This window comes from Phycisphaerales bacterium (assembly GCA_040221175.1).
Taxonomy (GTDB): Bacteria; Planctomycetota; Phycisphaerae; order Phycisphaerales; family UBA1924; genus JAHCJI01.
The window spans coordinates 1-21,058 of sequence record JAVJVK010000003.1 but is presented as its reverse complement, the minus strand read 5'-3'; the positions used below and the strand labels follow the sequence as shown (position 1 = coordinate 21,058).

Below are 21,058 nucleotides of genomic sequence, written 5' to 3'. Positions count from 1 at the left end.
GTCGGATTTGCGCCCAGTCGAGGAATCCGCCGATGGGTGCGTTCAGCACGACGTTGGTCGAGATGTCCGCGCCGTTCTCGAGGCCGAACTGCGTGTTGCCGCCCGACGCGGTCTCGTTCACCACGATCGTGCCGGTGCCATTCGCTCCTCCAACGTTCAAACCGCGTTGCGGCGCAATGGCGACGACGACGTTGGGATTCGAGAAATCCAACGTGCCCACCGTCCGAGACGACGACACTCGAACAATGTATGGACTGGCACTGCCAAAGACCGCCGTGTCCATCGCCCCGGGCACGACCGCCGGGAACCAGTTGCTCGCCACGCCGAAGTCGCCATCGACCGGGCTGGCCCACTCGATCGTGCTCTGCGCATGGGCCGTGGGGGCGGCGGGGGCCAGGACCAGGCCCGCGGCGGCCACCAGGGCCAGGGGCGTCCGTGTTGGAGCGTGGTGTGCCGGATGGGCCTTGTTCATGTCTCTCTCCTGGGACTGTTCCCGTTACGACTCAGCAACTCGCGCATGCAAGACGTGTTGTTGCCGAGGGCTTCTGCACTGCGGTTGGCGCGGTTCGTTCAAGGGCAACCCGCGGCAAACTCGTTCTGAAACGCCAGGAAGTCGAAGAGGGTGAGCGAGCCGTCACCGTCGAAGTCGGCCCGTGGGTCGCCCGCGCTGAACAGGTTCTGGAACGCCAGGAAGTCGAAGATGGTCAGCGTGCCGTCGCCGTCCAGGTCGGCCCGGCAGTCGATCAGCCCGCCGGCGGCCCAGAAGCCGCTGGAGACTTCGAGCCCGCCGCCGAAGGCCATCGAGATCACGCCCTCGCCCGCGGTCGCGTGCGTCGAGAAGTTGGCCGAACCGGCCACGCCGCCGCCGCCGGCGAAGACCGAACGCTCGACGCTGAGCTGCGCGAGGGCCGAGGGCGCGATGAGGGTCACGGTCAGGATCGCAAGGGTTGCGGTGCGCATCGGATCTCTCCTCGTGCTCGGGTCGGTCTCAATGCCCGCCAGCGCAGCCGCCAGCCTGGATGCTTAGGTTCTCGAATCCGGGGATGGCCTGCGGTCCGGCAACGAGCCGGCTCTCGTAGGACCACGTGGGGCTGCCGTCGGTTACGCCGCGCTGCTGTGCGACGTATGCGTGCTCGCGCGAGATCATCTCCTCGCGCTCGAACTCGACCATCTGCTCGATGGCGTCGATGGCCATGGGGTCGATGCTCGCCGCGCGGGCGAGCTGGCGCCAGTCCGCCGCCGGCGTGGTTGACCGGAGCATGAGGTAGTCGAAGTAGTGCGCGCGGTGCTCGTCGCGGATGGCCATCTGCACGAGGTTCTCCTGCACCTCGGCCTCGCCCTTCATCGACGTGTACCGCACGCTCGGCTGGCCCGGGCCCTGCATCGATGCGTCGGCGGGCGCTTCGTAGAAGATGTAGCGGATGTCCAACTCGGGCGCCGACTCGCCCAGGCGCTCCAGCTCGCGCACGCGCTCGATGGCCGCCGTCATCGCGCCCACGCCGTAGGGGCACTTGCTCATCACGAAGATCTCGACGGTGTCGTCGAGGCGTTCGGTCACGCCGGTGAGCTCCATGTAGCCGTAGGCCTTGATGGGGCCGGCGGCGAGTACGTCCTGTCCGACCAGTTCGGAATCGGCCAGGTCCTCGGCCACCGCCCCGGTGAGCACCAGGGGCTGGGGCTCGAAGTCGCTGGCCGGGCCGGTGGTGTCGGCCTGTGCGCCGCTCAGCGGCACCAGCACGACGCGTGGCGAGCCGTCCTGGCGCTGCTCGACCAGCAGCGTGCCGGCGACCGTCGAGGGGTCCCAGATCGGGCTGGCGAGCGCCTGCTCGACCTTGGCGTTGACCGACTGCGTCGTGGCCATGGCGGCGACGGCGGCCCGATCGAGGCGATCGAAGTCGACCAGGCCGACCAGCTCGGTCGTGCTCTGGGCCATCCACTGCTGCCAGACCTCGAGCATGCGCGGGTTGTCGATGGTGACGGTCCACACGGGCTGCTGCCCATCGGTCGCGTCGATGCGCACATCGAACTCGGCCCACCCGCCATACCGCTCCACGCCGCTGGCCGCCGCGCCGTGGAACACGCTGAACTCGTCGAGGGTGAGGGCCATCTCGTAGCGGTGGGGGGTGAGCTCGACGGCGACGGGCTGGGCCGCAGCCGCAGTTGTACAAACCAACGAAATGAAAGCGGCAATGTGCATCAGATGGGCTCGCACACGCAGCAGCGACCACGGTACACGGGCAGCGTTGGACCACCTCCGGCGCTTGTCGCAGAACAGTCACCAGTGTCCGAAGTCACTTGGCATGGTGTTAGAACGGATGCGATCCATCCTCTCTCACAAATGGAACTACACGATGGCGTGGGCAATCCAATTATTCCGTCCTGGCAGACCGCCGACGTACTAACCGGTGGACCAGGAGGCCCTTGCTCTCCTTGAGCACCGGGCGGACCCTGGTCCCCCTGATCGCCCTTCGGCCCCCGCTCGCCACGCGGCCCTTCGGGCCCGGCCGGTCCTGCTGGTCCTGCCGGCCCCACGAGCTGCGCCGTGGTTTGCACCGTCCCATCGGGAAACACGAAGCCCTGCCCCGCGCGGATGCGGCCATTGACGTCCAGCGCCTCGGCGGGGCTGGCCACGCCCACGCCTACCTTGCCGCCGGCCAGCGTCATCGTGCGCTGCACCTGCTGGCCGCCGAACGAGGAGCCCAGGTGCAGGGGCCGCCAGCTGTTGGTAATCGTGATGCCGTCATCGGCGCCGGTCACCACCAGGTCGGTGCCGCCGGTGCCCGCCGCGTTGTAGTCGCTGATGTTGAGCAGGGGCCGCGAGGCGTCGTCGCTGGAGCTACGGAGGGTCAGGCGGTGCGTGGCATCGGACGTCCCGATGCCCACGTTGCCGCTGGCATTCTCGACTTGCAGAGCGATCCCTCGGAACACACCGCCCGCCACACGAAGCAGTTTCAGATCCGCGTTGTCGCCACCGATGTCACCCCGCACCTGCAGCCCCCAGCCACTGCCATCCGGTCGATCGACCGAGTACCCGGCTTCAGCTCCCTGCGTGCGAACCAGTGCGCGTCCGCTCGTATCCTGTGCGACATCGACGGCAAAGAACTCACTCGGCGCACTGCGAATACCAATGTTTCCCCCAGCGTATTGGATGCCAGTCGCAACATCGGTCCATGGCGTCTCACCGGCGGGCCCGGGCGGACCGGGCACGCCCTGTTCGCCTTGAGGTCCGGTTGGGCCCTCGGGCCCGACAGGCCCGGCTGGGCCAACCGGCCCGGGATCTCCGGTATCACCCTTCGGACCCGGTTCGCCCTGCTCACCGGGGGGCCCAACGAGCTGCGCCGTGGTCTGCACGGTGCCATCGGGAAACACGAAGCCGCCCGATCGCGAGCGGACGCGTCCGTCGACATCGAGGCGTTCTGTGGGCTCAGCAACGCCGACGCCAACGCCAGTTGCCGTCTCCGAGAGCAAGGACGAGCGCGACAGGCGGAAGCCATCCCACCGAGCCAGCCGCCCGGTCGCCTCCGGATCCACCTGCCGCACGCTGAGCGCCGATGGGCTCGACGCGAGCATCTGGTCGCTCAGTTGCTCGAATGCGCCGTCCGTCCTCACCCACATCCGCAGCGACGAGCGGCTGAGATTGAGCGCTCCGGCGCCGGTGATGGGAACCATGCCCGCCGAGTCCAGCCCCAGCATCACGCTGAACAGACCATCGCTGACGGGCACTTCGACGAACGCGCCGGGCTCGACCGGCGGGTTGCCCGCTGCCACCGAGCCATCGCTCGACCAAATCGTCAACCCCGTGTCGTCGTCGACGATCACGAACTTCATCCGGGCCGTGCCGTCGTAGGGCACGCCCCCATCGCGGAGCTCGCCCTGGTAGCTGATCTCCTGGGCCATCGACGGGGCGGCCAGCCAGGCCAGCACGCACGCGATCACGACGCTGCAACTTCGGATCATGGAACGCTCCTCCGAGGGCGAGGACTTTCTCCCTCACCCCACCGAGCAGCGATCCGGGGTCGGCCTAACGGTTTGGGGCCGAGTTTCCGTCGTCGCGGGCGCCGCGATCGCTCGAGCGCAGCTTGTCGCGGAGCGTCTCCAGGGCCCGCAGCGTCGCCATGCCCACCGCTTCGGGCGTCTTGCCGATCGTCGTGGCAATCTGGGCGGGCGAGAGGCCATGGGCAAAACGCAGGCGGAGCAGCTCCCGCGGCCCGGTCTTCATCGAGTGCAAGAGGCGCATCACCAGGCTCTGGTGATCGGCCAGCGCCGCGAGCGAGCCGCCGCCCGGGCCCCGGCCCGCCACGTCCAGCAGGGGCAGGTGCGCGGCGCCGCCGCCCCGCTTGAGCGTGTGCTGGGCGGCCACGGCGTTGATGGTGCGGTGGGTCGCGATGGTGCGCAGCCAGCCGTGGAAGGCCGCCTCGCCGCGGTTGTCGAAGTCCTTAAGGCGCAGCGTGGCCTCCAGGAAGACCTCCTGGAGGATGTCCTCGGGCGCGACGATGCGCTCCAGGTCGATGGGCAGCGACCGGGCGACCTCGGCGCGCAGCGCGGGATACGCGCCCAGGAACAGCGCTCGGAGCGCGTCGTCATCGCCATCGCGGGCCGCCACGAGCCGCTGGGAGAAATCCATCGCCGGGCAGTGTAAAGCACCCGTTCGCGCAACGCAAGGCGATCTGTGGCGTTAGGGACGGCCCGGGGCCTCGGGCGGCGGTGGGAGGTCGACCACCACGCGGAAGCCAAGCGTGCTGGCGCGGGTGTCCAGCGGCAGCGGGTTGCGGTGCCCGCTCTCCATGCTGCCCGGGCCGTCCATGTACGAGCCGCCGCGGCTGTCGGCCCTGGCCTCGATCTCGTCGCCGGGGCTGGCTGGATCGGAGTCGTACGGCCCCTGGCACCACTCCCACACGTTGCCGTGCGTGTCGTGCAGGCCCCAGGCGTTGGCCAGGAACGAGCTCACCGGCGCGGTGTCCGGATAGCCATCGTCGTACGAGGCGGCGGCGATCAGGTCCGGGTTCGAGGCGTCGGCGGCGTTGGCGTAGCGGGCGATGAGCCGGACGTCGTCGCCGAAGGAAAAGATCGTGCGCGTGCCCGCCCGGCAGGCGTACTCCCACTCGTCGCTGGTGGGCAGGCGAACGCGGACGCCGTACTTTTCGCTGGCAAGCTCGCAAAAGGCCAGCGCATCGTGGTACGTCACCGATTCGACCGGCCTGGCCTCGTCGACGAATTGGCTCGGATTCTCGCCCACGACCGCTTTGTACGTGAGTTGTCGTAGCTCGTCGCGCGCGATCCAGAAGCCACGCTCGAAAGCGACCTCGCGCAGCGGGCTGTCGCCGAGGACCGGCTTCCAGGGACGCGGCGGGTCGGGATTGGTGCCCAGCATCGCCGAGCCGGGGGGCACCCAGCACAGGATAAGCTTGTCGCCCAGCGTGGTCCGCCACGTGCCGTTGATGAAGCGCACCTCGCCCGGCGCCAGGATGCCGCCTTCGTAGCGCACCGCCGGGAGTTCAGGCGACGTTGTGGCCAGCAGCGGGAGGGCCACGACCAACACACCTAGCGCGAGCGCAGCGCTCAGCCCCCATCCCAGGCGCCGCGCCCACGCACGCCGCGTCGCGCGGCGTGCGCGTACCGGCGCGCCCGACGCGAGCGCCTCGATCTGCGTGGCCAGGGCCGCGGCCGTTGGCGTCCGATCGCCCGGTGCCGGCATGAGCGCGTCCTGGAGCACGCGCCGCGCGTCGCGCGCGGCGTGCGGGCCCAGCTCGTCCAGGGCGTCGACCAGGCGTTCGGGGATCGAGACGCGGCCGGCCGACGCCAGCCGGACCAGCTTGCCAAGCGAGGCGCCGCCGGGGTAGAGCGGGGCGCCCCCCGTGAGCGCATGGTGGAGGATCAGCCCCATCGACCAGATGTCGCTGGCCGGTGTTGCCTCCTTGCCGCGAAGCTGCTCGGGGCTTGCCCACAGGAGCGACCCCACGAACTGGCCCTGGCCCGTCAGCGTGGCCGAGATCGTCGGGCCCGCACCCCCCACGCCCCCCACGCCCCCCAGGCCCGCCGCATCCACGGCTTGGCTGGCCAGGCCGAAGTCCAGCAGGCAGGCGTGGCCATCGGCGCGCACCCGAATGTTGGAGGGCTTGATGTCGCGGTGCACCACGCCCGCCGCATGGGCAGCCTCCAGGGCGCGGCACGCCTGGGCCAGGAGCGTGAGCACGCGACGCAGATCGGCGGCGGGCGTTCCCATCGCGGCCAACTCGGCCAGCACCAGCGACAGCGGCACGCCGGGCACGTAGTCCATGACCAGGGCGCACGAGCCTCCCGCCTCGATGACCTCGCCGAAGGCGACGATGCCCGGATGGTCCAGGGCGGCCAGCGCCCTCGCCTCGCGCCGCAGCCGCCGCGTCGCCTCCATGTCGCGCGGCTCGGGCAGGAGCTTGACGGCCACCTCCGCCCCGTCCGCGAGCCGGCGCGCCAGGTACACCACGCCCTGGCCGCCACGCGCAATCTCGCGCACGATTTCGTATCCGGCGATGCCCCGATTCGCCGGCCGGCCGGGGCTCGCCGATCGGGCGGCCCGGATCGCGCGGTCCACCACCAGCCGGGCCTCCGCGGCGTGGCCGTCGTCGGTCTGGGAAGGAGGCGGGTTGGCGGGCTCGGAATCCATGGCCATCATGAACCTAAGCCGCATCGGGCGCGCAGTCTCACGCTCGCGTCGCCAATATCCAGACCATCGGAGGCTCCGAGCGCCCGGCATGATGCCAATCGGGCCCCGCGGCCGGCGGCAAGGCTCGTTCTGCAACGCCAGCAGTTCAAAGTTGGTCAGCGTGCCGTCGGCGGATGGACGGGCTCATCCACCGGCGTCGGGGGCGGGTTCATCGGTCTGGGGCTCGCCCAGCCTGGCCCGCCACTGCACGGCGGTCGCGTCGTGCCCCGCGTCGGGCTCGGCCTGATGCCAGGCGTCGTAAAGGTTGGCGAGCATCCTGGCGACCCGCCTGGGCCGGTCGTGGGCTTCGCCGAGGGCCGCGCCCAGCACCGCGTAGGCCTCCAGGCCTCGTTGCTCGGCGTCGGCGAACCGGTCCATGGCCGCCAATATGCTGGCCGAGCGTCCGAGGAAGACGCCCACGTGCCAGTGGTCCTCGCCCAGCGCAGCCCGGCCGCGCCGCACCGCTTCCTCGGCCAGGGCGCTGGCCTCTTCCAGTTCACCGCGCTCCTGCTGGAAGGCGGCCATGTTGTAGATGCTGACGAGCGTGCTTGGGTGGTCGTCGCCCAGCGTTGCGCGGCTGCGTTCGAGCGCCTCGCGCCGGTAGGGGTCGGCCTCGTCGAGCTTGTCCTGTTCTTCCAGCACCAGGGCCACGCTGTTGAGGGCGATCAGCGTATGGAGGTGGTCGTCGCCCAGCACGCGCCGGGTACCCTCGAGCGCTTCGCGCAGGAGCCGTTCGGCCTGCTCGAACTGGCCCAGCGCCGACAACAAGTTGCCCAGGTTGCTCAGGCTCGTCAGCGTGTAGGGGTGATCCTCGCCCAGCACGCGGCGGTGACCCTCGAGCGTCTGGCGGTAGTAGGGCTCGGCCTCTTCAAGCCTGCCCTGGTCGTTGAGGATCTGGCCGACGCCGCTCATGCTCATCAACGTGTCGGCGTGGGCGTTGCCCAAAACGCGTCGGCGGCGCTCCAACGCCTCGCGCAAGTGCGGCTCGGCCTCGGCCAGCTTACCCTGGTTTCTCAGGATCTGGCCGAGATTGTGGAGGCTCTGCAGCGTGCTGGGGTGATCTTCGCCCAGGGCCCGCCGGCGCCCGTCCAGCACCCGCAGGTGGAACGCGGCGGACTCGGCAAGCCTGCCCTGTGCCGCGTACAGCACGGCCATGCTGTTCATGCAGTTGAGCGTCTCGGCGTGGTCCTCACCCAGCACGCGGCGGTGGCCTTCCAGCGCCTCGTGCAGGAACGGCTCGGCCTCGTCGAATCGTCCCTGGGCGCGCAGCGAGGCGCCGATGGCCTGCAGCGCCTTGAGCGTCTCGGCGTGGTCCTCGCCCAGCACGCGGAGGAAGCCCTGCAACGCCTCGTGGAAGCGCTGCTCGGCCCCGGCGGCATCGCCCTGCGCCTGGAAGAGCAGGCCCGTGTTCAAGAGGCCGGCCAGCGTGTCGGGATGGTCCTCGCCCAGGGTCCGGCGGGCCTGGTCGAGCGCTTCACGCAGGTACGACTCGGCCTGGGAGAGCTGGCCTTGCTCCATCCGCAGCAGGCCCGCGCTGGTGACGGTCTCGATGGTCTTGGGGTGGTCCTGGCCCAGCCGCGTCTGTCGGATCGCCACGGCGCGCAGCTGCGGATCGGTCGCCAGCTCGAGCAGGCCCAGGTCGCGCAGCGTGCCGGCGGTGGTCTGCAGCAGCTGCGCGCGGACCAGCGGCTGATCGTCGAACTGCGTGTCGATCGCCTCGATCGTGCGCTCGAAGATGTTGTCTTCCAGCGTGGTCATGGCGATGCTGGTGAAGTTGATCGGCGCCAGGGCGTCCTCCAGCGGGCCGCGCGTGTCCTCGGGGACGGCCTCGACCAGCGAGCGGCGGATGTTGGCCCCCATGACTTCCGGCTCGATGGCCCCGAGTTGCTCGGCCTGGAAGTCGGCCACGAGCTGGAGCTCTTCCGCGCGCCTGGCTTCTTCGGCACGCGCGGCCTCGGCGGCGGCCTGGGCCTCCTTGGCGGCGTCGGCCTCGCGCTGGGCAATGTCGCGCTGGTGGTCGGCCTCGACCAGCCCGTAGCTCGTCCCCGCCAGCCCGGCCAGCAGCACGCCCAGCACGAGACTGGCCGCGATGACGCCCGCGCGGTTGCGCCGGACGAACTTGCGCGCCTTGTACGCTGTGCTGGGCGGGCCAGCGAGCACCGGCTCGTTGCTCAGGTATCGCTGGAGCTCCTGCGCGAGCGCGTTGGCCGTGTTGTACCGCCGCTCGCGATCCTTCTCCAGGCACTTCATGCACACCCAGTCCAGGTCTCGACGCAGCACGCTGGACAGCGAGCGGACCTCGGTACGCCGCTGCGAGGCGACCGACGCGGACTCGGCCGCGCTGCCCAGCCGCGTGCTGGGTCGGGGCGGGTCGACCTCGCGGATGATCCGCTGGATCTCGGCCATCGCCGCCCGTCGCAGCTCGGTCGACTCGAAGGGCAGGTGGCCGGTGAGCAGCTCGTACAGCAGCACGCCCAGCGCATAGACGTCGCTGCGCGTATCGATGTCCTGGCCCGAGACCACGGCCTGCTCGGGGCTCATGTACTCGGGCGTGCCGATCATCATGCCCACGCTGGTGTGGATCGTCGCGAGGGTGAGGTCCTGGTCGAGGGCCTTGGCGATGCCGAAGTCGATGACCTTGGGCGTTGCGCGCTCGCCATCGCGCACCACCAGGATGTTGCTGGGCTTGAGGTCCCGGTGGATCACGCCCTTCAGGTGGGCGTGCTGGACGGCCTCGCACACGCGGATCATGAGCTCGACGCGATCGCGCACGCTCAGCCGATGGCGGTCGCAGTAATCGGTAATCGGCTCGCCGCGGACCAACTCCATCACGAAGTACGGCCGGCCTTGTTCGGTCGTGCCGGCGTCGAACACGCGCGCGACGCCGGGGTGGTCCATCAGCGCCAGCGCCTGCCGCTCGGCCTCGAAGCGGGCGACGACCTGCCTGGAGTCCATGCCCGGCTTGATGACCTTCACGGCCACCTCGCGCCGCACCGGCTCGGTCTGCTCGGCCCGGTAGACCATGCCGAAGCCGCCCTCGCCCAGCGCTTCGAGGATGCGGTAGCGGTGGATCGTGTCGGGCGCATCGTGCGGCCCCGAACCCATCCAGCCACGCCCCTCCGAGGACGCCATCGGCACCGTCTGGTCGCCGGCCGGCAGCGGCGCGGTCTCGCCCGCCGAACCGGCACGATTGCCGGGTCGATCACCCGCCCGGGCGTTCGGATCGCTCGCGTCGTCGGACCTGGTCATGTATCCCCCCGAATCCCGAGTCCGGCATGGCCTGGATCGGCCGACACACGATAGTCGCCGCCAGCGGCCAGCTCACCGCCGCCCGGATGCGTGCTGAAGATCACGCACCGTCAGGCGGAGCGGGGCGGGCCGGCTGGAGATCTCCAACTCGGGCCAATCGGGCATCGAGATCACCATGAAGGACGTTCGCGACCCGCATGGGGTGCGCGAGACGATGGATGAGTATCGGGAGCTGTAGAAGCCCCGCCCACGGTCCGCGGCCTCCCTCTGGTCGCGCGGTGCGGGCGGGGCTGGGGAAGAAAGAGGAGAGACGATCGCGATCAGGGGCAGCCGGCGGAGAACTCGATCTGGAACGCCCGCGATCAGTCTCGAGAAGTTGTACCAGATATATTCCCGATCATCGATCAGAAACCCTGGCCGACCCTAGGTTGTACTACTGTCGGATCGGGGCCAGGCCTATTCGGAGGGGGACTCGGTGGCCGGAGCGGAACCGCGGGACGGGCGTTGCATGGCCGCCGGCCAGCTTGAACCGGCGCTGGCCGATCTCCGCCGCATCGCCGCCGCCGCCATGGTCGGCGAGCGTGGCAATCACACGCTCCAGCCCACGGCCCTGGTCAATGAGTTTTACCTCAAGCTGGCCGCCTCCAAGGGCTATGACGAGCTGCGTTTTCCGTCCAAGGACCACCTGCTGGCCTACGCCAGCGAGGCCATTGCCAACATCCTGATCGACCACGCCCGACGCAAGAACGCGCTCAAGCGTGGTGGGGGCATGATGCCGGCCCCGTTGGATGGCCGAGACATCCCGGGCGATCGCGAGGAGGCGATCGCCGCCCAGCGGGCCACGCTCGTCGCCGAACTGCTGGCGAAACTGGAAATCGAGCACCCCCTTTCGGCCCGGGTCGCCAGAATGCGCTACTTCGGACATATGAACGACGTCGCCATCGCCAGCGTGCTGGGTGTCAGCCCTCGCAGCGTGTCAAACTACTGGCGGGCCGCCCGGGCGTGGCTGGCCACCGAGCTGGCCGACGCCGGCTCGAGGTAATGAGCCATGGCCGATTCCCAACGCTCTGGCCAGCCAAGCATGTCGGCCGCGACCGACCTCGCCGATCTGATCGACCGGTTCGCCGAACTGTGCGATGCTGCGCCGCACGAGCGCGACCGGTGGCTGAACGAACTGGAGCAGAGCGATGCGGGCGCTGCGCGGATGCTCCGCCGTATGCTCGACGCCGAGGCGTCCGGTGAGGCCCAGACGCTCGACACGCCGCTGCTGGACCTCGATGTTGAACTCATGGACGGCCACGCGGCAATCGACGCCATGCCCTCGCACGCGCCGGGATTGGGCGGACGCTACGAGGTGCTGCGTCCGCTTGGCTTTGGGGCCAACGGTGACGTGTACCTGGCTCGGCAGCGTCAACCGGTCGAGCGGGATGTGGCCATTAAGGTGCTACGGCCCAGCCAGGTGCGGCCCAGCACGGTGGAGCGCATGGCCCGCGAGGCCCAGGCCCTGGCGGCGCTCAGCCACCCCAACATCGCCACGGTGTTGGAGGCCGGCCAGACCGACGACGGGCGGCCATTTATCGCGACCGAGTACGTCGCCGGAGAGTCGATCGACCAGTGGTGCACGGCGACGATGGCTCCGGCGCGTGTGCGCATCCGGATGCTCGCCCTTGTCTGCCGCGCCGTCGAGCACATGCACCAGCGTGGCGTGATCCACCGGGATCTCAAGCCCACGAATATCCTCGTGGCCGGGACGCCTGAGGATCCGCAACCCAAGATCCTGGACCTGGGCATCGCCAGGATCATCGGCGAGGATGGGCAGGCTGCGCCCACGCTCACCCAGCCGGGGGCGCTGCTGGGCAGCCTGGGCTACATCGCCCCCGAGCAGTTCGAGGGCGCCCCGGCCGACACGCGCAGCGACATCTTCGCGCTCGGGCGGGTGCTGGAGCGTGTGCTGAACAAGATCGAAGATCAATGGCTGCTCCGCCAGGGCCGAGACATCGCGGCGATTGTCGCCAAGGCCGTGGAACAAGATGCGGCGCGTCGATATTCGTCCGCCGGTGCGATGGCCGAGGACCTGGAGTCGTTGCTGGCCGGTCATGGCGTCTCGGCCAGGCGTCCATCGGTTCTGGAGCTTCTGGCGCGCACCGTTCGCCGACACCCACGCCACGCCCTTGCCGTCTTCGTGGGCACGGCAGGCCTGTGCATCGCGGCGGGCATCGCGGTGGAGCGATCGTTGGCTCAGGCCCAGGCCCTCCGTGATCGCTCCAGCGTGCTGGAATTGCAGAAGTCGCTGCTCACCGAGACGCTCGATGGCAGCGTGAGGATCCTGGGTCGCTACGCCGGCACGCTCGAGCAGCGGGCCGAGATGGCGACTCGCCTGGACTCGCAGCTCCGCTCGATGCTCCTCCTTGCCCCCGATGACCGGGACCTGCGCGTGCTGCTGGCCCGCGTTGGTACGGAGCGCGCCCGGATCTCGCTCGCCCGAGGTGACCTCGACGGCGCGGCGTCGCTCGCCCTTGACGCCGTCGGCTCGATGCGCGCCGACATCCGGCCGGAAATCGCACCCGTGGAGGAGATCCGTCATCTCGGGCTGGCACTGGTGGTGTACGGCGATTGCCTCGCACAGATGAAGTCGTACGACGACGCCACCGAGGCCTATCGGCAGGCGCTCGAGCTGCATCGCGATGCCCGCACGCGCTTTCCTCGGCATGTCGGGTTGCTGGACGATCTCAGCTGGAGCCTGGACCGCTTCAGCCAGCCGGTCAGCCACGACGGGATTCCGGCCGAGTGGTCGGACCGCGCCCCGTGGCTCGTGATGGCCGAGGAGCGCCTCGAACTCGCGGACGACCTGCTCCGCATCGATCCAGGCCGGTACCTGTCCCGCTTCAACGCGGCGGTGGCCCGTCTCAAGCTTGGCCGGATCTATTGCGAGCACGACGACGCGCGGGCTCAAGAGCTCTTGATTGCTGCCGCGCAGATGCTCGAGGCGCTGGCGAGGCAGGACCCCGGTCGCACGGCGGTGCACGCTCGCCTCTCGACGACGTGGAGCGTCCTGGCAGAAATGCATGCCCGGCTCGGCCGACCCGACCAGGCGATCTCCGCGCAAGAGCGGGCCGTGGCCGCGTTGATCGATGCGGTGGGGTCCCAGCCCATGGCCGACGCCCACCTGGCCAGGAACCTGCAGCAGCAGGCCGGCCGGCTGGAGGCGCTCTATGCGACGCATGGACGGCTCGACGACGCCCAGGCCCTCCGAGATCGCGTGGCTCGCATGAACCAACCAGTCGTACGTGGTGGGCCAGAAGACAAAGAGTGACCACCGTGCCGACCACGAGCCGGCACGGTGGCCACGGGAGGATGCGCAGGAAACCCGTCTCCCTCTACGGGCAGCCCGCGTCAAACTCGTTGCTGAAGGCAAGGAAATCGAAGATCGTCAACGAGCCATCGCCATCGAAGTCGGCACGCAGATCTCCGGCATCGAACGCGTTGCTGAAGCCGAGGAAGTCAAAGATGGTGAGCTCGCCGTCGCCGTCGAAGTCGGCGCGGCACGTTCCATCGATGATCAGGAAGCTGCTGCGGCTCGGGAACGGTCCACAGATGTCCGACACCAGTACGTCGTAGCGGCCGGCATCGTCCTCGGTGATCGACGTGATCCGAAGATCGGTCGTCGTGCTGCCACTGACGCGGCCGTCATCGATCAAGGGCTGGCCATCGAACCGCCACTGATACGTGAGCGGGCCGACGCCGGTCGCGCTGACCGAGAGTTCCAGGGTGCTCCCCGGTGCCAGGGTCTGCTCCATCGGCGGCTGCGAAGTGATCTCGACGGACGTCGATCCGACGAGCACCGTGCCGTCGCCGCCGCGGCTACCCGACCCTGTCGTTCCACCATTGGCCGAGAACGAAATGGATGGCGAGATGTCGCAGCTGTAGACCGCGACATACCCGCCCGAACCACCACCACCGGCGCTCGATCCGTTGCCGCCGTTCGCGCTGATCGAACTGACGCCGGTGATCGAGCCGGCCTCGATCCACAAGCTTCCGCCGCTGCCGCCGCCGGCCTCATTGCCGCCGGCACTCTCGCCGCTGGCGGTGATCGGGCCCACGAGGTCGAGGTTTCCACCCACACTCAGGCGGAGCGCGCCCGCCCCGCGCCCGCCGCGGCGCGGCGCGTCCGGATCGCTGCCACCGCCCGAGCCGAGCGTCACGGGGAACGTGTCGATTCCGTACGGTTCGCCACCGAGCGCATCGGGATCATCGCTTCGGCCGTCGCCGCCGGCGGCCGCGTGACCGGCGCCGCCGCCCCACGTGCGGCCGGCCATGCCAGCGCCGGGGCCCTCGTCGCTCGCGAATCCCTGGAACGTCGTGGTGATCGTGCCCGTTCCGGTCACCTCGACGTCGTCTTGTACGTCCAGGTGGAGGAACTCACCCTGCTCCGGGCCGGCGTACGCCTCGCCCGTGACGAGCATCGACCCAGCGATCGCGAGGCGTCCATCCGGATCAACCTCCGGATTCTGCGAACCGAACGGCGTCAATCGACCGTTGCGCCCACCGTTGTCGACGATCAGCGTGGCGACTCCATCTTCAACCAGGTACACCGTACCGGCGGCACCGTCGCCACCGTTCAGGCCGCTCGACCAGCCGTCGTTGCCTCGCGCAGTGATTCGGGCCCGGAGGAAGTCAGGCAGCGGCGTTCCGGAGTAGATCGCGACTCGGCCGCCGGCACCCGCGCCAGACTGCACGCTGTCGCGAACCTCACCATCCCCGCCTGAGGTTGAAACCTGACCGCTGACGCCTTCAACGGCGGCCGCGTCGATCCACACGCTGCCGCCGGCGCCTCCACCCGACTCGAGATTGTCATCGTCGTCGCCAAACCCGTTGGCGGCAATCGTGCCGTCGATCGTGAGCGTTCCGCCCACGACCAGCTTGAGCGCCCCGCCGCCGTGGCGGCCGGTCTCCGATCCCCCGATGTCCGTACCTCCACCCGAGCCGAACGTCGTGGGCTCATAGATGGATCCATAGGATGCACCGCCGGCACCGCCGGTGTTGCTGTTGCCACCGAGGCCGCCATGGCCGCCGCCACCGCCTGCAGACTGGTTGCGCTCGCCGGCTCCGGGGCCTTCGTCGCCGGGGAAGCCACGCCCGCTGGCGTCGATCACGCCATTGAGTTGCAGGTCCAGGTCACCAGTCAATTCAAGGTCCAGCAGCGTCATCGGCGCGGGACCGACGCGGCCGACCTCCCGGATGATCATGTTGCCGTCGTACGGCTTGGGCAGGATGTCGGTGTCCGAGAGCACCGTGACACGCCCGCTGCGGCCGTTGTTGTCGACGATGAGCGTGCCGACGCCGGCCTCCTCGATGTACACCGTTCCGGCAGCGCCATCGCCGCCCGTGATGCCGCTCGACCAACCGTCGTTTCCCAGCGCGGTAATACGGTCGATGAGGAAAGCGGGAATCGGATCATTGACGTACACCGCCACGCGGCCACCCGCGCCCGCGCCCGATTGGACACTATCACGAACCTCACCATCGCCACCGGTCGCGCGGATCTCCCCGCTGACGCCGGCAAGTTGACCGGCGTCGATCCAGATGCTCCCCCCCGCGCCACCACCCGACTCGAGGTTGTCGTCGTCGTCACCGAAGCCGTCGGCCGAGATGGTGCCGTCCAGCGTCAGCGTGCCGCCGACGGAGAGCTTGATGGCGCCGCCGCCGTGGCGACCCGTCTCGACGCCGCCGATGTCGGTACCGCCGCCCGAGCCGAACGTTGTCGGCTGCAGGGCGGAGCCGTAGGCGATCCCGCCGCTGGCGCCGGTGTTGCTATTGCCGCCCTCGCCACCGTGGCCGCCGCCGCCGCCGGCGGACTGGTTGAGTTCGCCGGCGCCCGGTCCCTCGTCCCCGGGGAAACCGCGGCCGTTCGCGTCGACGCGAGCGGTAATCGCCACCGTCATGTTCCCGGTAACCTCCAGGTCGAGCCTTGTCAGCGGCGCAGGACCCACACGACCAAGGGCGCGCACCGTCAAGTCTCCAACGAATGGACGCGGGATGATGTCATCGTCCGACAGCACCGTGACGCGGCCGCTCCGCCCGTTGTTGTCGACGATCAGCTCTCCCCGGCCAGCCTCCTCGATGTAGACGGTGCCCGCGGCGCCATCGCCGCCCGTGATGCCGCTCGACCAGCCGTCATTGCCAAGGGCGGTGATCCTGTCGCGGAGGAACGGCGAGATTGCGCCATCGGTGTAGATCGCGACTCGGCCGCCCGCACCTGCGCCCGATTGGACGCTGTCGCGAACCTCGCCGTCGCCGCCGGTTGCGCGGATCAAGCCGGTCGTGCCCTGGAGCGAAGCCGTTGTGATCCAAATGCTGCCGCCGGCGCCGCCGCCTGACTCGCGGTTGTCGTCGTCGTCTCCGATGCCGTTGGCGGAGATATCTCCATTCACCGTGAGCGTGCCGCCCACGATCAGCCGGATCGCGCCGCCTCCCTCGCGCCCCATCTCGACGCCACCGATGTCGGTGCCGCCACCAGATCCAAACTCGACCGGTTGGAGGACCGATCCGTACGTGATGCCGCCAGCGGCGCCGGTGTTGCTGTTGCCGCCCTCGCCGCCGTGTCCACCGCCGCCACCCGCGGACTGATCGAGGGAGCCAGCGCCCGGGCCCTGGTCGCCCGGGAAGCCGCGACCGGTCACGGACATCGAGCCATCGACGACGACGTCGCCCGCCACGGCGAGGTCGAATCCGTTGACCACGTCCGTGCCCGCACCCATCGAGTAATCAAACACGAAGTTCGCGTCGTGCGTGACGACGGAGCCCGTGCCGATCACGAGCGACATGATGTCGTGGCGGCCATTTATCGTGAGCGTCGTCCCGCTGACCGTGATCTCGGCTTCTGCCAGCGGCACGATCGTGCCATCGGGGGCCATGATCTCCGTGTCAAGCGGGCCGATGGTCGTTGGTTCGGTGATCAGAACCGGGGTCGCAAGAGCCGCGGCGGCGCTGAGCGAGAGCGCCAGGCCAGCTGCCAAGACGCGGTGGGCGGCGGGGGCGGTGGTGGGTGTGGTGGGGGTGGTCGGGCTCATCATGGCGTGGTCTCTCCTCGTCGCCGGCGTGGCATCGCCAGCCGCAATGTTCTGGCTTGGTGTTCCGGGTGTGGACGCGACCTGACTTCAGGGGCAGCCCGCATCGAACTCGTTGCTGAACGTCAGGAAGTCGAACAGCGTGAGCGAGCCGTCGCCGTCGAAGTCTGCACGCGGATCGCCGGCGTCGAAGGCGTTGCTGAAGGCCAGGAAGTCGAACAGCGTGAGTTCGCCATCGCCGTCGAAGTCGGCGCGGCAGGTATCGTCCACAATCAGGACGCTGCTTTGACTGGGAAATGGCCCGCAGGCATCGGAGACAAGCACGTCGTACCGCCCTGCGTCGTCTTCGGTCAGCGATGTGATGCGTAAACTGGAGGTCGTGCTGCCGCTGATGCGCCCATCGTCGACCAGAGGCTCGCCATCGAACCGCCACTGGTACGACAGCGAGCCGCTGCCGATCGCGTTGACCGACAAATTGAGCGCGCTGCCAGGCGCCAGGGTCTGCTCGGCGGGCGGCTGGGTCGTGATGTCGACGCTTGTCGAGCCGAAGAGCGTTCGTCCGTCCTCGCCGCGCTCGCCGCTGCCAGAGCCGCCGCCGGCCGCGGACGCGGTGACGGAGGGGGAGACCAGGCAGCTATAGATCGCGATGTACCCACCGCCTCCGCCTCCACCAGCGCTCGGACCGGTCCCGCCCCGCGCGAAGACGCCGTTGGTGCCGGTGATCGCGTTCGCATCGATCCAGATGCTGCCGCCGGATCCACCGCCGGCTTGCTCGCCACGTCCACTGATGCCGTCGGCCAGCACGGGGCCATCGAGCATGAGCGTCCCCCCAACGCTCAGGCGGAAGGCGCCGCCGCCGGCGCCGGCATCGATGTCCGAGTCCGGATCGCGGCCACCGCCCGAGCCCAGCGTGGTCGGGAAGGTATCGATGCCGTAGCTGCCCCCGCCGATCGCTTCAGGGTCGTCGCTACGGCCATTCCCGCCGGCCCCGCCGTGGCCGCCGCCGCCGCCCCAGGTGCGGCCCGCCGTGCCGGCGCCCGGACCCTGGTCGGTCGGGAAGCCCATGCCAGAAGCGGTGAACTCGGCACTTCCAGCGATGGTGACGTCTCCGCCAAAGTCGAAGTGCACGAACTCGCCCTGCTGGGGCCCGAGCCTGGCAAAGCCCGTCACATCGACGGGGACGTCCAGCGCGAAGCGACCGTCGCCGTCGACTTCGGGGTTGTTCGAGCCGATGGTCGTGATGCGTCCATCGACGCCATTGTTGATGATCAGCCGCCCATCGCCATCCTCTTCGATGAGCACCGTGCCGGCCGCGCCATCGCCTTGCAGGATGCCGCTGCCCCAGCCACCGCCGCCGCGTGCGAAGAACCGCTCATCGAAGAGCGGGGGCAAGGGGCTGTCGACGTAGACCGCGATGCGCCCGCCCGAGCCGGCGCCGCTGCCATTGACGTTGCCATTGCCGCCGTTGGCCCGGATCGTGCCGGTCGTGCCGGCGATGCGAGGGGCGCGGATCCAGACGCTGCCGCCCGCCCCGCCGCCCTCGCGATCCGTGTCCTGGCTGAGGCCATTGGCGTCGATGAAGCCCTCGAAGAAGAGCGTGCCCCCGACGAAGAGCCGGATGGCGCCGCCGCCGGGCTCGCCCTGGCCGCCACCGATGAAGGTACCGCCGCCCGAGCCGCGCGTCGTTGGCTCCAGGATCGATCCGTAGGCCTCGCCGCCCAGGCCGCCGGCGCCGTTGCCGCCCTGGCCGCCATGGGCCCCTCCGCCGCCCCACGAGAGCGACTGCTCACCACCGCCCGGCCCTTGGTTGGCGCCAAAGCCGCGGCCGGTCGCTGTGATGTAGCTGAACTCAGCGATCGTGACGTCGCCGAGCACGTCCATCTCCAGCGGCTCCATCGGCTTGGGCCCGAGGTAGCCGCGGTTGCGCACGATCACGTCTCCGTCGAACGGCTCGGCAAAGACGTCGGTGTCCGACATGGTCGTCATCCGGCCGTTGCGGCCACCGTTGTCGATGATCAGCGTGGCCTGGCCGGCCTCGCTCAGGAGGACGGTGCCGGCGGCGGCATCGCCCAGCAGGATGCCCTCGCCCCAGCCGTCGCCGCCGTACGCGTTGATGCGATCGCTGAAGAATCGGGGGAGCGCCGTCCCGCTGTACACCGCGATGCGCCCGCCCGAGCCCGCACCGCTCACGGAGATGTTGCCGTTGCCGCCGTTGGCCCTGATCGTGCCCGTCGCGCCGGTGAAGCTGGCCGCGTCGATCCAGATGCTTCCGCCAGCGCCGCCGCCCTCCCCGGCCGAACCCTGGCTGAGACCATCGGCCTCGATCACACCGTCCACGCGCAGCGTGCCATCGACGACGAGCTTGATGGCCCCGCCACCGGGCCGGCCGCTCGCCTCGCCCACGCTGGTGCCACCGCCAGAGCCGAAGTCGATCGGCTCGAATACCGAGCCGTACGACGTCCCGCCCGACGAGGCGCTGCGGGCGCTGCGGCCGCCCTCGCCGCCGTGCCCGGCGCCGCCACCCCACGGGGCGCCCAGCACGCCCGCACCGGGTCCCTCGTCGGCGCCAAAGCCGCGGCCATCGGCGGTGATGAAGCCGTCACGTTCGACCGTCAGGTTGCCCAGAATGTGCAGGTCCAGCACCTCCATCTCGGCGGGGCCGATCTTGCCCTGGCCGCGCACGATGACGTTGCCATCGAAGGGCGTCGCGAACGCGTCGACGTCGTTGAGCGGCGTGATGCGCCCGTTGCGGCCGTTGTTGTCGATGATGAGCGTCGCGTTGCCTGCCTGGCTGACGTAAACCGTGCCGGCGGCGCCGTCGCCATTGAAGATGCCGTCAGCCCAACCGTCGCCGCCGAAGGCGTTGAGTTGGTCGATGAGCACCGGCGGGATGAGGCCGTCGCTGTAGACCGCCACACGGCCGCCGGAGCCAGCGCCGCTGACCGAAACGTTACCGTTGCCACCATTGGCGCGGATGATTCCCAACGTGCCCGCGATGTTGGTTGCGTCAATCCAGATGCTGCCCCCGGCCCCGGCACCCTCCCCGGCGGAAATCGAGTTGCCATCGGCCTCGATGATGCCGTTATGGAGCAGCGTGCCGCCGACCGTCAGGCGGATCGACCCGCCGCCCGGCCGTCCGAGCGGGCCGGCAAGGGATGTGCCGCCCCCCGAACCGAAGAGAACGGGCTCGAACACCGAGCCGTAGGGCAGACCACCGGGAGCGTTCCTAGCACTCCGTCCACCTTCACCCCCGTAGGCTCCGCCACCGGCCCAGTCCGGATCCAAGGCGCCGGCTCCGGGACCCTCGTCGCCAGCGAATCCCCGCCCATCGACAATGATCCGTCCGCCAAATTCGATCACGACGTCCCCGCTGGTCGCAAGATCAAAGCCGTAGATCACGTCGGTGCCGGTACCACCCGAGTAGTCAAAGATGAAGCCGGCGTCGTGGGTCACGACGGCCGTCGAGTCGATCGCGAGCGACACGATGTCGTGCCGGCCGTTGATCGTCAGCGTGGTGCCGATGACCATGATCTCGGCCTCCACCAGCGGCACGATCGTCCCGTCGGACGACTCGATCGTGGTGTCCAGCGGGCCGACGGTCGTCGCTGAACGGATCTCCACGGGCGTGGCCAGCGCGGCCGCGGCGCTCAGCGAGAGCGCCAGGCCGGCGGCCAGGACGTGGGCGGTGGCCCGGGCGGTGGCAGTGGTGGGGGCGGGCAGGGGCATGGCGGGTCTCCGGAGTTCGAGGGTCACGGGCCTTGTCTCCCCACATCAGCGCAGAATCGGCCGGGCACCGGAAAGCGGTCCGCCTGGAATTCCGAACGCCGGAGCCGCTTTCGGCTCAGATTGGCCTCTGACCCGGCCCATAGCCCTCGCAGGCGGCCCCCGCCCCGGTGATCCCGCCGCCCGCGGCCCCGCGGCCGCCAGCCCCGCCCCGCCGGCCGCCGCCCGGGCATCGCCGGGGGTCGGTCGACTGGCGCGGGCCGTGGCCCGGCGGTGACCGAGCCCGGCCCGGACAGCGCCCAGCGTACCGCGGGGCGGGGGGAGCGGGGATGGGCAC

The 21,058-nt window shown here is 69.8% G+C and carries 11 protein-coding genes; 2 read left to right on the top strand and 9 right to left on the bottom strand.

The features are described 5' to 3' along the window. From RIE32_02175 to RIE32_02145, 7 genes are all read right to left on the bottom strand, one after another. Positions 1-472 (bottom strand): hypothetical protein (locus tag RIE32_02175; GenBank protein MEQ9095051.1); only part of this gene is annotated, 472 nt, incomplete at its 3' end. A 98-nt stretch (positions 473-570) separates the two neighbouring features. Further along, positions 571-960: a GC-type dockerin domain-anchored protein gene (locus RIE32_02170; GenBank protein MEQ9095050.1), complete on the bottom strand. Its 390-nt coding sequence runs from the start codon at positions 958-960 to the stop codon at positions 571-573. 28 nt (positions 961-988) lie between these two features. Then, complete coding sequence (locus RIE32_02165) at positions 989-2,197, bottom strand: hypothetical protein (GenBank protein MEQ9095049.1); 1,209 nt, start codon at positions 2,195-2,197, stop codon at positions 989-991. Continuing rightward, positions 2,197-3,957 carry a collagen-like protein gene (locus RIE32_02160; GenBank protein MEQ9095048.1) on the bottom strand — a complete coding sequence of 587 codons (1,761 nt, stop codon included), beginning with the start codon at positions 3,955-3,957 and terminating at the stop codon, positions 2,197-2,199. The genes RIE32_02165 and RIE32_02160 overlap by 1 nt, the downstream gene beginning before the upstream one ends. A 64-nt stretch (positions 3,958-4,021) precedes the next feature. After that, on the bottom strand, positions 4,022-4,624 hold the full coding sequence (locus RIE32_02155) for a sigma-70 family RNA polymerase sigma factor (protein ID MEQ9095047.1): 603 nt from the start codon (positions 4,622-4,624) through the stop codon (positions 4,022-4,024). A gap of 51 nt (positions 4,625-4,675) precedes the next feature. Next, positions 4,676-6,643, bottom strand: a complete 1,968-nt coding sequence (locus RIE32_02150; protein MEQ9095046.1) for a bifunctional serine/threonine-protein kinase/formylglycine-generating enzyme family protein — start codon at positions 6,641-6,643, stop codon at positions 4,676-4,678. Positions 6,644-6,826: 183 nt separating this feature from the next. Continuing rightward, positions 6,827-9,931: a serine/threonine-protein kinase gene (locus RIE32_02145; protein MEQ9095045.1), complete on the bottom strand. Its 3,105-nt coding sequence runs from the start codon at positions 9,929-9,931 to the stop codon at positions 6,827-6,829. A 508-nt stretch (positions 9,932-10,439) separates the two neighbouring features. Here RIE32_02145 and RIE32_02140 point away from each other — a divergent pair. Together RIE32_02140 and RIE32_02135 are read left to right on the top strand one after the other, a co-directional pair. Next, a complete protein-coding gene (locus RIE32_02140) occupies positions 10,440-10,973 on the top strand; it encodes an ECF-type sigma factor (protein MEQ9095044.1) in 534 nt (177 codons plus the stop codon). A gap of 6 nt (positions 10,974-10,979) precedes the next feature. Then, positions 10,980-13,244: a serine/threonine-protein kinase gene (locus RIE32_02135; protein MEQ9095043.1), complete on the top strand. Its 2,265-nt coding sequence runs from the start codon at positions 10,980-10,982 to the stop codon at positions 13,242-13,244. Positions 13,245-13,308: 64 nt separating this feature from the next. On the opposite strand, the gene RIE32_02130 is transcribed toward RIE32_02135, so the two are convergent. Both RIE32_02130 and RIE32_02125 read right to left on the bottom strand, forming a co-directional pair. Beyond that, positions 13,309-17,004 (bottom strand): immunoglobulin domain-containing protein, encoded by a 3,696-nt coding sequence (locus tag RIE32_02130; protein ID MEQ9095042.1) that lies wholly within the window; start codon positions 17,002-17,004, stop codon positions 13,309-13,311. 84 nt (positions 17,005-17,088) lie between these two features. Continuing rightward, positions 17,089-20,724, bottom strand: a complete 3,636-nt coding sequence (locus tag RIE32_02125; GenBank protein MEQ9095041.1) for an immunoglobulin domain-containing protein — start codon at positions 20,722-20,724, stop codon at positions 17,089-17,091. Positions 20,725-21,058: the final 334 nt, after the last annotated feature.